This is a genomic window from Xanthomonas sp. WHRI 10207 (assembly GCF_040202975.1).
Classification (GTDB): domain Bacteria; phylum Pseudomonadota; class Gammaproteobacteria; order Xanthomonadales; family Xanthomonadaceae; genus Xanthomonas.
In genome coordinates, this window is record NZ_JBEGDX010000004.1 from 80,394 (window position 1) to 94,398 (window position 14,005).

Below are 14,005 nucleotides of genomic sequence, written 5' to 3' on the forward strand. Positions count from 1 at the left end.
TCACTTGCAGCGCCTTTCTGTGACCCAAGTGATAAATACGACGTAAACCTATGTGAGGCCTGAGGAAACGGGTTTATCCACACTGCCTGTGGATAAGCCTGTGAATTAGTCTCGTGCTCCACGCGGTGAAGGCGGATTCACTTGCCTTGGCAACCTCTTGGACATTTTTTCGCCACACATCGAAATTGAATATATATCAATAACTTAGGCGTGAAACACGATTGCAATAAAGAAAAAACAACAGTTGACAGACGGTCGCGTATCGGTGTGTCTGCCGCTGTGCACAACGTACGCGGGTAGCGCTCGCGACCGGATCGAGGGTCGTGCGATCTGTCAAGCGGTCGGCGTGGCGGACGTGCGTCGGTATCATGCCGGCCGATGCTGGAGTTCACATGACCGTAGTCCCCGACGCCCCCGTTACCCCCGCCGCACTATCAGCCTTTCTGCGGGGTGTGGAACGCCGGGGCTTGGTACTGGCGCAGCTGCAATGCGGCGACGTGGCGGCAGCCGAGCGGGCGTTGGCGGCTGCCCTGCGCGCTTTCAGCAGCCAGGCAGCGGGACGACCGATGGCCGGCTGGCCGATGCGCTTCTGGAGCCTGCTGGCAACCGCGCCGCCACTGCGCCGCGAGCCCATGCCTGGCACCTGGCTGCCGCCCTTCACCGTACTGGGCCGGATGCAGACCCCCGACCGGCTGGCGCTGCTGCTGCGGATCGTGGCCGGGCTGGAAGAGGAGGCCGCCAGCGACGTGCAGGGCATCGCGGTGGCGGATTATCGGCAGTCGCTGGCGCGTGCTTGTCCGCGCGACTCGGCCGGCAATCCCGATGCACAGGCGTGGCGGGTGCTGGCCGAGGCGGCGCAAACGGAGCTGCGCGATCTCACCCCGTCCCAGCTGACCCGGCTCAGCCAGTTGCGCGACGCCTCGCTGGCCGGCGTCGCGCTGCAACCCGCCATCCCGGCAGAGGCGCCGCCCGCGCCACGCCGCGCCACCCCGGCACGGGTCCGCCCCAGGCGGCAATGGCACTGGCCACAGCTGGATCGGCGCCACGCCGGTATTGCCCTGGGGGGGCTCGCGCTGGTGCTGCTGCTGACGGTGCTGGGCTGGTGGTGGACCCACCGACGGCCCAGCTTGCCGCCTGAGCCGGTCTCGCAGGCGCCGGCCGGCGTGCTGCATGTCACCGATGCCGCGCCAGTGGTGGTGGAAGAACTGCCGGCGTCCGACCTGCCGGAGGCTCCTGCCGCCCCGGGTATGGATCCGCGCGACCAGACGATGCTGGCCGACCCGGACCTGGAGTTGGCGCGTGCGGCCGACTTTTACGCCTGGTACGCCGCCGGCCACCCGGTGCCGGCGGACGAATCCGGCGCGCATGCCACCGCGGCTGAGCAGCCCTCCGCCCCTCTGGAGACGGTCGATGACGACAATTAAGTGGTTCGGCCTGCTGATGCTCGCCAGTGCCGGCATCGCCGGCGCGCAGGCCCTGCCAGCGGCATTGGACGAAAGCGGGCACACCGAACCTGCCAGCGCCCCCGCCCCGGCGGCAGCGCCAAGCGCCGCGCAGCAACGCGCGCGCTGGGCGGCACTGACGCCGGCACAGCAGGCCGACCTGCGCGCGCGCTATGCCGCGTGGAAAGACCTGACCGCCACCGACAGTGTGGTGTTGCGGCAGGCGCGCGAACGGCTGCACAGCCTGCCCGAGGACCAGCAGCGCGCCTTGCGCACCCAGTTCAGCACGATGGATCGCCTGCATCGCGATGGTTGGCGTCTGGGGTCGCAGGTGGGCGCGTTCTATCCGCAGCTGCAGCCGCTGATGGGCTATGTGCCGGTCGACCAGCGCGAGCGCCTGCTGGCGGTGCTACGCAGCCTGGATGCCGGCCAGCTGGAACAGCTGGCGGTCCTCGCCCAACGCACCCCGCCGCAGGATCGCGATGGGTTACGCGATGCCTTGCTGGCCGAAGCCCCGGCCACCCGCAGCGCCTGGCTGAAGCGGCAACTGGCGCGCTGATCGCCGACCTGCGCTGCATTGCCGCGCGTTGGCGCGGCAAGTGCTCATCGACCTGCGTCGTGCGAACAACGTGGCCGTCAGTCCGCATCCTGGATTGCACCGCGCGGTCGGGCCGCTACGGCTGCAGTGCCGCAGCCATATGGCGAGGCATCAAAGACGCGCCAGACTCGCCACCATCAAGAACGCGGCAGCAAACGTGACCACGACGAAATAGATGCTGCCCAGGCCGAGGTATTTCAGCACCGTGGCTGACCACGATTGGCCGTACACGTGGCGCTGCATCCCCAGCAGATACAGCGGCATCGACACTGCCAGCCCGAACTGGAGCAGGCCGATGCTCCAGGCGATGGGGGGAGCCACCTGCGTCACCGATTCCCTGAGCAGCGACAGCAGCAGCATCGCCAGCAGGTTCAGGCAAAGAAACGCATGGCTATACAGCGCCACCACCAGATGCTCCAGATACACCCGCCCGCTGCGCAGGTAGAACACGCGCAACAACAGCGCAAACAACGGCACCAGCACCAGCAAGGTGGATGGCACCGCCGCAAAGAACGCGTTGTAGAGCAGTTGCGGATTGCTGCGCAGGCGCGGCAGGTTGGCGCGGATGTGGTCCAGCTGCACGTTGAGCCAGCGGTTGGCGAACTGCGGCAACGGCGCAACGGTCAGCGGGTTGCTGACCGGGTCCCAGGGTTTGTCTCCCAACGAAAAGAACGTGCTGTTGTCTGGGGCATCGACCGCCGGCGCAGCGCTTTCCAGCCGCGCGCCCTGGTGCAGTTGCGCCAACCGCTTGCGCGCCTCGCTCTCAGCGCGGGCGATGCCGGCATCCACGCCGTCGCGCGCGATGCCTGCTGGCACTACCTTGCGGGTCTGGGTGAGTGTGTCGACGATCTGCGCACGCACCGCTTCCACCTGCGCCGGCGTGCGCGCATGCGCGAAGTCCTTCGGTACGGCGTTGTGCGTGGTGCCGGGCGCTGCGAAGTCGTCGTCAGAGGCATGCACTGCGATGCGTGCAATGAAAAAGGTCAACAGGCTCACCACCAGAAACAGCCGCATCGGCGCGACATAGCGCACCCGTTGCCCACTCAGAAACCGCAGCGCCACGCGGCCGGGCACCAGTAGATCGCGCAAGGTGCGGAAGATGCGCCCATCCAGGTGCCAGAACGACTCGAAGACTTCTTCCACCGCGTGCGCGACGCTGCGCACCGGGCTATGCGCGCTTTGCCCGCAGGCGTGGCAAAACGCGCCTTGCAATGCGGTGGAACAGTTTTCACAGTCCGATGGATGCAATGCGGTCGGGTGCAGGGACATGAGCCAGGTCCAGTTGGCGGTGATGGAGAGGCCACGTGCCCGATGCGATACCGCGAAGGTCCACGCCTGGCACACGGTACAGCGTCAGCATGCGGCTGCCGGGAAACATCGGCAGCTGCTGTTTGTTGCCGCGCACATAGCAGCGAGCGCGGCGGGAACTGCCCAGGCGCGCGTCAGGGCGCAATCGGAAAGTACGCGTAAGATAGCGGCCCCACGCGACCCGGTGCCAGCGCCTCCCGGCACGGCCGTAGTCCGCGCAGCAATCGGTGTGTCATGTCTGTTTCTCCTGCCCCCGCGTCCGCGACGCCAGGCTTCGCCGCGGAAGTGCGCACCACCGGCCTGCTGGCCTTGCCGCTGGTGCTCGGTCACGTCTCTACCGGCTTGATCGGGTTTGTCGACAACGTCATCGCCGGCCACCACGGCACTGCGACGCTGGCGGCGGTGACCATCGGCACCGCGCTGCTGTGGCTGCCGATGCTGGTGCCGATCGGGACGCTCATTTCCTTGACCGCCTCGGTGTCGCAATTGCGCGGCGCCGGGCGTGAGCGCGAGATAGGCCCGTTGTTTCGCCAGGCGTTGTGGCTGTCGCTGGGGCTGAGCGCATTGATGTTCGCGTTTCTGAGCGTGGTGCCGCCGCTGCTGCCCACCTTCGGGATCGCGCCGGACATCGTGCCGGGTGCCACCGACTTTCTGCACGCGGTGCGTTGGGGCGTGCCGGCGCTGACGTTCTACTTCTGCATGCGCTATCTCAGCGAAGGCATGCACTGGACGCTGCCGACCATGCTGCTGGGGTTTGGCGGCTTGCTGGTGCTGGCGCCGCTGGGCTATGTGCTGACCTACGGCAAGTTCGGGTTTGCCGAGCACGGCGCCGAAGGCCTGGGCATGGCCTCGGCCATCACCATGTGGGTGCAGGCCAGCGTGTTCGCGCTGTATCTATGGCGCGCGCGGCGCTTTGCGCACCTGGAGTTGTTCACCCATCTGGAAGGGCCGCGTTGGCGCGCCATCGGCGATCTGTTGCGCACCGGCCTGCCGATCGGCATCACCGTGCTGATGGAAGGCGGCCTGTTTATCGTCACTGCGTTGTTGATCGGCCGGCTGGGCTCGACCGAAGCGGCGGCGCACCAGATCGCCATCAATGTGGCGCAGCTGTGCTTCATGGTGCCGATGGGCGTGGCCGAGGCCACCACCGTGCGCGTCGGTCACGCGGTGGGGCGTGGCGATCCGTTGGCCATTCGGCGTGCCACCTGGGCCGGTTACGCCATCGTGCTGGGCACGCAGGCGTTGTCGGCCAGTGCGCTGCTGCTTGGCCACGACGCCATCGTCGGTGTGTATACCAACGATGTGACGGTGGCCGCGCTGGCGTCGGTGTTGCTGCTGTTTGCCGCCACCTTCCAGTTTCCCGACGGTATCCAGGTGCTCTCGGCCGGCGCGCTGCGCGGGCTCAAGGACACCCGCGTGCCGATGTTCCTGGCGATGTTCTCGTATTGGGGCGTGGGCATGCCAATCGGCGCCGGGCTCGGCCTGGGATTGGGCTGGGGGCCGCAAGGCATGTGGATCGGCCTGATCCTGGGCCTGACCACCGCGTCGATTCTGATGGGCCTGCGTTTCCGGCAGACCAGCCGGCGGCTGACTGCCGACGCGACCCCCTGACTTTCAGCGCATGCCGTGGGCGGTGCGCAGCCGGTATGCTGGGCAGCATTACGTACATGCAGCGTCTTTTCGACGGAGTTTTCCATGAACCACCCCGTGCGTCGCAGTCCCATCGCCAGTTTCTTCGTCGGCCTGTGGGACGTGATGAATTTCACCCGGCGCCTGATCTTCAATCTGGTGTTTTTCGGTTTCCTGTTCCTGATGCTGCTGGTGCTCGTGGTAGCGATGGCGCGCGGCGACGGCATCAAGCCGCTGGCCGAGCGCACAACCTTGGTCATCAACCCCGAAGGCACCCTGGTCGAGCAGTTCAGCGCCGACCCGGTGAGCCGTTCGCTGGCCAAGGCCGTGGGCGACAAGAGCGCCGAAGAGGTGCAGTTGCGCGACCTGGTGCGGGTGATCGAAGCGGCCGGCAAGGACCGCAAGATCGAGCGGGTGTTGTTGAATCTGGACAAGCTGCAGCCGTCCGGCTTCGCTTCGCAGCGCGAAGTGGCCGCCGCATTGCAGAAGCTGCGTGCTTCCGGCAAGCAGATCGTGGCCTTCAGCGAGAGCATGAGTCAGGGCCAGTACCTGCTCGCCGCGCAGGCCAACGAGGTCTATCTGGATCCGATGGGCAGCGTGCTGCTGGAAGGGCTTGGGCGCTATCGCCAGTACTTCCGCGAAGGCTTGCAGGACAAGCTCGGCGTGGACGTGCACTTGTTCCGCGTGGGCGAATACAAGTCCGCTGCCGAGCCGTACATCCTCGACGCAGCCTCGGCCGATGCCAAGGAAGCGGACCTGTTCTGGATGAACGACGTGTGGCAGCGCTACCTGGCCGACGTCGGCACCGCGCGCAAGCTCACCCCGGCGCAGCTGACCGCCGGCATCGACACGCTGCCTGAAGGCGTGGTGGCGGCAGGTGGCGATCTGGCCAAGTTCGCGCTGCAGCAGAAACTGGTCGACGGGCTCAAAACCCGCGAAGACGTCGATGCGCTGCTGACCAAGCGTGGCGTGGCCGATAGCGATGCCGACAGCGGCTTCCGCAATATCGGCTTCAACGATTATCTGAGTCAGTTGCAGGCACAGCGCTCGCCGATGGACAGCCGTCCGCAGGTGGCCGTTGTTGTGGCGGCCGGCGAGATCAGCGGCGGCGAGCAGCCGGCCGGCCGCATCGGTGGCGAATCCACCGCCGCGTTGCTGCGCCAGGCGCGCGACGACGAAAAGGTCAAGGCGGTGGTGCTGCGCGTGGATTCGCCGGGCGGTGAAGTGTTCGCCTCCGAGCAGATCCGTCGCGAAGTGGTCGCGCTCAAGCAGGCCGGCAAGCCGGTGGTGGTGTCGATGGGCGATCTGGCCGCTTCGGGCGGGTACTGGATCAGCATGAACGCCGATCGCATCTATGCCGACCCGTCGACCATCAGCGGCTCGATCGGCATCTTCGGCATGGTGCCGAATCTGACCCGCGCGCTGGACAAGATCGGCGTGCACACCGACGGCGTGGGCACCACGCGGTTTGCCGGCGCGTTCGACATCACCCGTCCACTGGACCCGGCCGCCGGGCAGGTCATCCAGGCGGTGATCAACAAGGGCTATGCCGATTTCACCGGCAAGGTCGCGCAGGCGCGTCACCAGTCGGTGGAGGCCATCGACAAGGTCGCCCGCGGGCGCGTGTGGAGCGGTGCGCAGGCCAAGCAGCATGGCTTGGTGGATGCGTTCGGCGGCATGCAGGACGCGGTGGCCGATGCGGCCAATCGCGCCAAATTGAGCAAGGGCAAGTTCCGCGTGCACTACGTGGAAAAGCCGGCCACGCCGTTCTCGCAGTTCATGAGCGGATTTGCCGGCAGCCGCATGGGTGCGTGGATGCTGAGCGACTCGGGCATGGCGCGTGCCATGTTGGCGCGCTCGCTGCCGGAAGTGGGCACGCAGCTGCGTTTCGTCGAAAGCGCCGTGCACGACAGCAAGGCCGGTGGCACGCCGGTCAAGGCGCTGGCGTACTGCTTCTGCGGGTTCTGAGGCGGCAAACCACGCCACTGACTGTAGCGATGACGCCGGCCCTGTGCCGGCGTCGTTGTTTTTGTGTCGCCTGATGCTTAGCTCATGCGAGCCGCCTGATAGCGGCGTCGCGGTGTTGATCCCGCCTATCGCGCCTCGCGCTTACTGCGTGGCGGCGTCGATGGCCTTGCGCTGATCTTCCGCAGCCTGGTCGGTAGCGGCCTGCACCGCGTGCGCCTTGTTCAATGGCTGCTGGATGTGGTCGCGCAAGGCGGTGGCCTGCGGGTCGGGCTTTTGGTCGGTGGGCGCCGGTTGCGGGCGCTGACAGGCAGCCAGCGGCAACGTCAAAATGGCGGCAAGCATCCAGTGAAGTTTCATCGTCGTGACCTCGCGAGCGGTGGCGGTATCCTAACGCCGGTGCCGCAGCTGCGCGTCAACTGCGCTGCAGCGACCGTTTTTCCGCGTTTTGAAAGAGGATCACCCACGTGACAACGCAGCGTTGGCGGCTGGATGGACAGACCGCGCTCATCACCGGCGCCAGTGCCGGCATTGGATTGGCCATCGCACGCGAACTGCTCGGCTTCGGGGCGGATCTGCTGATGGTGGCGCGCGATGCCGATGCGTTGGCGCAGGCACGCGACGAACTGGCCGAAGAATTTCCCGAGCGCGAGCTGCATGGGCTGGCGGCCGATGTGTCCGACGATGAAGAGCGTCGCGCGATCCTGGACTGGGTGGAAGACCACGCCGATGGCCTGCATCTGCTGATCAACAATGCCGGCGGCAACATCACCCGCGCCGCGATCGATTACACCGAAGACGAGTGGCGCGGCATCTTCGAAACCAACGTGTTCTCTGCATTCGAATTGTCGCGGTATGCGCATCCGCTGCTGACCCGGCATGCCGCCTCGGCCATCGTCAATGTGGGCAGCGTCTCGGGCATCACCCATGTGCGCAGCGGCGCGCCGTACGGCATGACCAAGGCCGCGTTGCAGCAGATGACGCGCAACCTGGCGGTGGAATGGGCCGAGGACGGTATCCGCGTCAACGCGGTCGCGCCGTGGTACATCCGCACGCGCCGCACCTCCGGCCCGTTGTCGGATCCGGATTACTACGAGCAGGTGATCGACCGCACCCCGATGCGCCGCATTGGCGAACCCGAAGAAGTCGCCGCAGCCGTAGGCTTTTTGTGCCTGCCTGCCGCCAGCTACATCACCGGCGAATGCATCGCGGTGGATGGCGGGTTTCTGCGCTACGGGTTCTAGCCTCACCGGCACACGATGCGGCCACCGGTGCCGGCCGCAGGCACGGGCTCGCGTGACGCCTGTCAGCTCCTTGCGCGCTGTGATGATGGCAGACGTTGGCCGGATGTTGCCGCGAGTGAGGGGAGTCTTTGCTACGTAAGCAGAAGGAGCCCCGGGTCGGCAGGAGATGCATCCCTTCCCCCGCATCGCGGGGGAAGGTGCCCGAAGCGCGGATGGGGGCGTAGGTGATGCGCAGGCATGACGCACTCGCCACCGATCTGCTTCCGCACCCAACCGGTGCCGGCCGCAAGCAAGTGCTCGCGTGACGCCTTTCAGCTCCTTGCGCGCTGTGGTGATGGCAGACGTTGGCCGGGTGTTGCCGCGAGTGAGGGGAGTCTTTGCTATGTAAGCAAAAGGAACCCCGGGTCGGCAGGAGATGCATCCCTTCCCCCGCATCGCGGGGGAAGGTGCCCGAAGGGCGGATGGGGGTATCGGTGATGTGCAGGCATGACGCACTCGCCATCGATCTGCTTCCGCACCCAACCGGTGCCGGCCGCAAGCAAGTGCTCGCGTGACGCCTGTCAGCTCCTTGCGCGCTGTGATGATGGCAGGCGTTGGCCGGATGTTGCCGCGAGTGAGGGGAGTCTTTGCTACGTAAGCAGGAGGAACCCCGCGTCGGCAGGAGATGCATCCCTTCCCCCGCATCGCGGGGGAAGGTGCCCGAAGGGCGGATGGGGGCATCGGTCATGTGCAGGCATGACGCACTCGCCATCGATCGCCTTCCCGCACGCAGCCCTGCAGAGTCAGTCAGGGCGCAGCGGATGGATTGGCACAGCGGCTTTCGTCCAGCACCCGGCGCATCTGGTCGTAGCGCTGCTTGCGCTCTGCCGATTGCGCCTCGTCGGAGAAACGCCAGGTCGCCTCAGCCTGCTCGGCGCGTTTGCGCCAGGCTTCGCACAAGCTCTGATCCGGCACCGGTGCGCAGCGGTCGGTGACCACTTCGCAGGCGCTGCCGCCGCCGGTTGCCGGCCCGCCGGCCAGATTGGTGGTCTGCATCGGCAGGCAGCGTGTGGCCGGTTCGCGGTCTTCGGTGAAGTAGCGGCCATTGTCGTGTGCGGTGCATTCGAACAACGGCGGCGGAGGCAGCGTGGAGGTGGGCGTCAGCGGCGCTGGCGTCGATGCAGCTGCCGGCGCAGCAGGCACGGCAGCAGGAATAGCGGGCGGCTGCCGTGCAGCTGGCGCAGCACGTACTGGCGCGGGTGCAGGCGTGCCGCCCGGTGCAAACGGCACCGCCGCCGGTGCGGTCATCATTTTCTTTTGTTGCTGCATGCCCTTCGGGCACGGCATGTTCTGCACGGTGAGCGCGCCGGAGGGATCGGTGCAGCGGTAGATGGCCACGTCCTGGGCGTTGGCGCCCGATACCCAGCCCAGCAACAGCATCAGCCACAAGGCGCGGCTCATGCGCCGCCGCAGTCGCGTTGCTGACGCGCTTCGATGCCACGTTGTTCGCGGCTGAGATCCTGGCGTTCGCTCTGCAGCGCGCTGTTGTAGCGACGGATCAACTCCCAGCGGCGGTCTGCCAGCCGCGCGCAGACCTCTTGTTCGGGCAGGGCATGGCACTCGTCGCGGATCTGCACATTGCCGTAAGGCACGATCACCGTGCCGCCGTAGCCGCCGCCGTGGTAACTGTCCTGATAGCCGCCCTGGTAGCTACCGCCGCCAAAGCTGGCACTGCCGCGGATGCTGCCCCGCCCGGCGCCGCCCTGCACCGCAATCGCCGGGCGCGGGTTGACCGAGATCGGCGGACGCTGGATGCCGCCGCCGCTGATCGGCGGGCCAACCGCATTGCCCACGTAGGCCGGCCCCCAGGTCGGCACCCAGCGCGGATTGCCTTCCGGGCTGTCGCTGGTATAGCGCTCGCCGTCTTCGGTGGTGCACTCGTACATCGGCTGCGGTGGTTGCACGGTAACGATGCGCACTTCGCGCGACGGCGCGGCCGGAACGGGGACAGGTGCCTCCACGCGTTGCGGTCGCGGCGGCGGGTCCTGCGGGCGCTGCATGTCCAGCACCTGCTGGCGACCGCTGCTGCACGGCGCATCCTGCAGAGCCACGGTCCCGGTACTGCTGACGCAGCGGTAGATCCGCACGTTCGGGTCCGGCTTGGCGGCGGTGCTCGCTGCCAAGGCAGGCAGCGCGCAGGCCAGCAACAAAAAGGTTGGAAGAGTGCGCATGCGCCGAGTGTGCGCGCTTGGCGGCCGCGCAGCAAAGTGTGCGGACTGGCGCTGCTCAGGCCCGCGTGCGGGAAAGCGGGCGGGCCGGTGGATTCTGCGTCTGGGGCGTGGCGATGTGGCCGTCCGGCGGCCTGCTGCGTGACGTTGTCAGTGAGAGCTGGCGCTAGACCTGGAGCACGGCGATCTATGTAAGCGGGTTTGAAAGCGCCCTCGCCATGACATCACGTCGGTGCGCACCAGCAGCAGCTTGTTGTGATTGAAGCGGTGACCTTCCGGCGCGTAGGCGCCGTGCACGATCTTCATGGTGCCGGTCGTCTCTCACCCGCCAGACGCCCGCTGCTGCGGTGCCAGAGGCCGCCCACATGCCGCAGGCTCAGTCGCGCAGGCTCTGACCGCTGCGCGCATCGCGGATCGGGGTGGGCTGCGCCAGCCCGCCGACATCGCCCGCCACCACGCCATCGATGGTCGCCAGCAGCGCCGGGTCCAGGGCGTCGCGGCTGCGTGCTGGTGGCTCGCCGGCCAGGTTGGCGCTTGTGGACACCAGTGGCGCCCCCCAGGCCGCGCACAGCGCTGCCACGACCGGGTGCGCGCTGATGCGTACGGCCAGCCCATCATGCGTGCCGGTGACCCAGCGCGGCGCACGGGTGGTGATCGGCAGGATCCAGGTATGTGGGCCGGGCCAGCTGGCCAACACTTCATCCCGGCGGGCCGGCTCCAGCGCGTCGAGATCGACCCAGTCGCGCAGCACCTCGATGCCGGATGCCACCACGATCACACCCTTGTCGACCGGGCGCCGCTTGATCTCCAGCAGGCGTAGCACGGCGGCCTCCTGTGCCGGGTCGCAGCCCAGCCCCCAGACCGCTTCGGTCGGGTAGGCGATCACGCCACCCTTCTGCAGGGTGGCGACGGCGCTGTCCAGGCCTAGCGCGTGATCCATGCGGGGCCTCAGCCTGCCGCCTTGCTCACGGTTTTCTTGACCACGCGCTTGACGGCTTTCTTGGCCGCAGTCTTCTTGGCCGGCGCCTTCTTCGCAGCGGTCTTGGTGGCCGCTTTCTTCACCGCAGTCTTCTTGGCTGCGGCGTCTTTCGCTGCGGCATCCTTGGCCACCTTGGCCGAATCCTTCACTGCATTCTTCTTGAGCGTTGCCTTCTTGGCGCCGAAGCCCTTGCGCACCGGCTTGCCGGTGTCGGCCAGCAACTGCTGCACTTCCTCGAAGGTCAGCGACGCCGGCTCGCGGTCCTTCGGGATCTTGCCATTGAGCTTGCCATCGCTGATGTACGGGCCGAAGCGGCCGTTGAGCACCTGGATGTCGCTGCCGTCGAATTCCTTGATCACCCGGTTGCGCGCGATCTCTTCCTTCTCTTCGATCAGGAATACCGCACGCTCCAGATCGATGGTGTACGGGTCGTCTTCTTTCTTCAGCGACGCATACACGGTGCCACGGCGTGCAAACGGCCCGAACCGGCCGATGCCGACGCTGACGTCCTGCTCCTTGTCCTGGCCCAACGCGCGCGGCATCTTGAACAGTTCCAGCGCGTCCTCGATCGAGATCGAATAGATGCTCTGGCCCGGACGCAGCGAGGCGAACGTGGGCTTTTCTTCGTCTTCCACGGTGCCGATCTGCACCATCGGGCCGAAACGGCCGATGCGCGCGCTGACTTCCTTGCCGCTGACCGGGTCGGCGCCAAGCACGCGCACGCTGCCGGCGTCGGTCTTGTCCAGCGAATCCTTCTTGTCCTCGACCAGTTCCTTGAACGGGCCCCAGAACTTCTCCATCAACGGAATCCACTCGGCTTCGCCGCGCGACACCGCATCCAGATCGTCTTCCAGATTGGCAGTGAAGTCGTAGTCCACGTAGCGGGTGAAGTGCCCGGACAGGAACTTGGACACCGCGCGGCCGACGTCGGTCGGGCGGAAGCTGCGGCCTTCCATTTCCACGTATTTGCGGAACTGCAGGGTCTGAATGATCGAGGCGTAGGTGGACGGACGGCCGATGCCGTATTCCTCCAGCGCCTTGACCAGCGCCGCTTCGGTGAAGCGCGGCGGCGGCTGGGTGAAATGCTGATCGGTGACGATGCGGTCCAGCGGGATGTTGTCGCCGGCTTTCATCAGCGGCAGCTTGCGGCCTTCGTCCTCGTCCTCGCTGCTCTTGGTGTCCTTGCCTTCTTCATAGACCGCCAAAAAGCCCGACACCACCACGGTGGTGCCGCTGGCGCGGAACACGTGGTCGCTGCCGGCCGACAGATCGACGCTGACGGTATTGAGCGTGGCCGGAATCATCTGGCAGGCCACTGCGCGGCGCCAGATCAATTCGTACAGGCGGCGCTCGTCGTCAGACAAAAAGCGCGCGACCTGCGCAGGCGTGCGCAACGCGGAGGTCGGGCGTACCGCTTCGTGGGCTTCCTGCGCGTTCTTGGATTTGGTGGTGTAGGCGTTGGGCTGATCCGGCAACGACGCGGTGCCGAAATCGCGCGCGATCACGTCGCGGATCTCCGCCAGTGCGTCCTGCGACAGATTCACCGAGTCGGTACGCATATAGCTGATCAGACCGACCGAGCCTTCGTCGCCGAGCGCCACACCTTCGTACAACTTCTGCGCCACCTGCATGGTCTTGCGGGTGGTGAAGCCGAGCTTGCGCGACGCCTCCTGCTGCAGCGTGGAGGTGGTGAACGGCGGAGCAGGGCGGCGCTTGCGCTCCTTGCTGGCCACATCGGTGACATGCAGCACGCCTTGCGCGGCTTGCTGGATGCGCAGACGCGCGGCCTCAGCGGTGTCGCCGTCGGTCACGGTGAATTGTTCGAACTTCTGCCCGTCCAGCTTGATCAGGCGGGCGTTGAACGGCTGCGAGGGATGCCGGCAATGCGCATCGATGGACCAGTATTCGCGCGCGATGAAGGCTTCGATCTCTTCTTCGCGCTCGACGATCATGCGTAGCGCCGGCGACTGCACGCGGCCGGCCGACAGCCCGCGCTGCACCTTGCGCCACAGCACCGGCGACAGGTTGAAGCCGACCAGATAGTCCAGTGCGCGGCGAGCCTGCTGCGCGTCCACCAGATCGACGGCGATCGCACGCGGCTTGAGCATGGCTTCCTTGATCGCGCGCGGCGTGATCTCGGTGAACACCACCCGCTGCATGGTCTTGTTCTCAAGCAGGCCGCGCTCTTTCAGGATCTCGGCGATATGCCAGCTGATCGCCTCACCCTCGCGGTCCGGGTCGGTTGCCAGATAGATGTCGTCGGCGCTCTTGGCGGCACGGGCGATGGCTTCGACATGCTTCTCGTTTTTCTCGATCAGGTCGTAACGCATCGCAAAGCCGTTATCTGGATCGACCGCACCCTCCTTGGGGACGAGGTCGCGCACGTGCCCATACGAGGCCAGGACGGTGAAGTCCTTGCCGAGGTATTTATTGATCGTCTTGGCCTTGGCGGGCGATTCGACGATGAGCAGGTGCTTGGGCATGGTGGCAAATTCTTGGGGCGGAGCCCGGGGGGCAGGTAGCGTGGCCTAATTGGCCGGTTGAGGGAAGCAGATCGGCCGTTTCCCACACGTTAACGCCCGGGGAGTACTCCCGGGCGTTCAGTTCTCTTATTAGAAAGATCACGGCGGACG

General features: G+C 66.5%; 11 protein-coding genes. 5 read left to right on the top strand and 6 right to left on the bottom strand.

Annotated elements, in window-relative coordinates:
* Positions 1 to 392: 392 nt before the first annotated feature.
* Together ABQU90_RS14580 and ABQU90_RS14585 are read left to right on the top strand one after the other, a co-directional pair.
* Positions 393 to 1,424 (top strand): hypothetical protein, encoded by a 1,032-nt coding sequence (locus tag ABQU90_RS14580; protein WP_323522582.1) that lies wholly within the window; start codon positions 393 to 395, stop codon positions 1,422 to 1,424.
* Positions 1,411 to 2,001 (top strand): DUF3106 domain-containing protein, encoded by a 591-nt coding sequence (locus ABQU90_RS14585; protein WP_323522581.1) that lies wholly within the window; start codon positions 1,411 to 1,413, stop codon positions 1,999 to 2,001. Before ABQU90_RS14580 ends, ABQU90_RS14585 begins: the two co-directional genes overlap by 14 nt.
* A 150-nt stretch (positions 2,002 to 2,151) precedes the next feature.
* On the opposite strand, the gene ABQU90_RS14590 is transcribed toward ABQU90_RS14585, so the two are convergent.
* Positions 2,152 to 3,309, bottom strand: coding sequence for a DUF3667 domain-containing protein (locus ABQU90_RS14590; protein WP_323522580.1), 1,158 nt, complete (start codon positions 3,307 to 3,309; stop codon positions 2,152 to 2,154).
* A gap of 273 nt (positions 3,310 to 3,582) precedes the next feature.
* Here ABQU90_RS14590 and ABQU90_RS14595 point away from each other — a divergent pair, with 273 nt between their 5' ends.
* Both ABQU90_RS14595 and sppA read left to right on the top strand, forming a co-directional pair.
* Positions 3,583 to 4,959, top strand: coding sequence for an MATE family efflux transporter (locus tag ABQU90_RS14595; RefSeq protein ID WP_055847614.1), 1,377 nt, complete (start codon positions 3,583 to 3,585; stop codon positions 4,957 to 4,959).
* 84 nt (positions 4,960 to 5,043) lie between these two features.
* The gene (gene sppA, locus ABQU90_RS14600) at positions 5,044 to 6,945 is read left to right on the top strand and encodes a signal peptide peptidase SppA (protein WP_323522579.1); all 1,902 of its coding nucleotides are present in this window, start codon (positions 5,044 to 5,046) and stop codon (positions 6,943 to 6,945) included.
* Between the two features lie 141 nt (positions 6,946 to 7,086).
* Here sppA and ABQU90_RS14605 read toward each other — a convergent pair whose 3' ends face one another.
* On the bottom strand, positions 7,087 to 7,302 hold the full coding sequence (locus ABQU90_RS14605) for a hypothetical protein (protein WP_115554738.1): 216 nt from the start codon (positions 7,300 to 7,302) through the stop codon (positions 7,087 to 7,089).
* Positions 7,303 to 7,409: 107 nt separating this feature from the next.
* Here ABQU90_RS14605 and ABQU90_RS14610 point away from each other — a divergent pair, with 107 nt between their 5' ends.
* Positions 7,410 to 8,186 carry an SDR family oxidoreductase gene (locus ABQU90_RS14610; protein WP_055847620.1) on the top strand — a complete coding sequence of 259 codons (777 nt, stop codon included), beginning with the start codon at positions 7,410 to 7,412 and terminating at the stop codon, positions 8,184 to 8,186.
* A gap of 786 nt (positions 8,187 to 8,972) precedes the next feature.
* On the opposite strand, the gene ABQU90_RS14615 is transcribed toward ABQU90_RS14610, so the two are convergent.
* From ABQU90_RS14615 to ABQU90_RS14630, 4 genes are all read right to left on the bottom strand, one after another.
* Complete coding sequence (locus tag ABQU90_RS14615; protein ID WP_323522578.1) at positions 8,973 to 9,626, bottom strand: DUF4124 domain-containing protein; 654 nt, start codon at positions 9,624 to 9,626, stop codon at positions 8,973 to 8,975.
* The gene (locus ABQU90_RS14620) at positions 9,623 to 10,396 is read right to left on the bottom strand and encodes a DUF4124 domain-containing protein (protein WP_323522577.1); all 774 of its coding nucleotides are present in this window, start codon (positions 10,394 to 10,396) and stop codon (positions 9,623 to 9,625) included. The genes ABQU90_RS14615 and ABQU90_RS14620 overlap by 4 nt, the downstream gene beginning before the upstream one ends.
* A 373-nt stretch (positions 10,397 to 10,769) precedes the next feature.
* The gene (gene tsaC, locus ABQU90_RS14625) at positions 10,770 to 11,333 is read right to left on the bottom strand and encodes an L-threonylcarbamoyladenylate synthase type 1 TsaC (RefSeq protein ID WP_323522576.1); all 564 of its coding nucleotides are present in this window, start codon (positions 11,331 to 11,333) and stop codon (positions 10,770 to 10,772) included.
* A gap of 8 nt (positions 11,334 to 11,341) precedes the next feature.
* Positions 11,342 to 13,855, bottom strand: coding sequence for a DNA topoisomerase I (locus ABQU90_RS14630; RefSeq protein ID WP_323522575.1), 2,514 nt, complete (start codon positions 13,853 to 13,855; stop codon positions 11,342 to 11,344).
* Positions 13,856 to 14,005 lie beyond the last annotated feature (150 nt).

Excerpts from the sequence above, each read along its gene's own strand:
- tsaC (WP_323522576.1), bottom strand. The coding sequence starts at position 11,333 with ATGGATCACGCGCTAGGCCTGGACAGCGCCGTCGCCACCCTGCAGAAG.
- ABQU90_RS14595 (WP_055847614.1), top strand. The coding sequence starts at position 3,583 with ATGTCTGTTTCTCCTGCCCCCGCGTCCGCGACGCCAGGCTTCGCCGCG.
- ABQU90_RS14620 (WP_323522577.1), bottom strand. The coding sequence starts at position 10,396 with ATGCGCACTCTTCCAACCTTTTTGTTGCTGGCCTGCGCGCTGCCTGCC.
- ABQU90_RS14615 (WP_323522578.1), bottom strand. The coding sequence starts at position 9,626 with ATGAGCCGCGCCTTGTGGCTGATGCTGTTGCTGGGCTGGGTATCGGGC.
- ABQU90_RS14590 (WP_323522580.1), bottom strand. The coding sequence starts at position 3,309 with ATGTCCCTGCACCCGACCGCATTGCATCCATCGGACTGTGAAAACTGT.
- ABQU90_RS14580 (WP_323522582.1), top strand. The coding sequence starts at position 393 with ATGACCGTAGTCCCCGACGCCCCCGTTACCCCCGCCGCACTATCAGCC.
- ABQU90_RS14630 (WP_323522575.1), bottom strand. The coding sequence starts at position 13,855 with ATGCCCAAGCACCTGCTCATCGTCGAATCGCCCGCCAAGGCCAAGACG.
- sppA (WP_323522579.1), top strand. The coding sequence starts at position 5,044 with ATGAACCACCCCGTGCGTCGCAGTCCCATCGCCAGTTTCTTCGTCGGC.
- ABQU90_RS14605 (WP_115554738.1), bottom strand. The coding sequence starts at position 7,302 with ATGAAACTTCACTGGATGCTTGCCGCCATTTTGACGTTGCCGCTGGCT.
- ABQU90_RS14585 (WP_323522581.1), top strand. The coding sequence starts at position 1,411 with ATGACGACAATTAAGTGGTTCGGCCTGCTGATGCTCGCCAGTGCCGGC.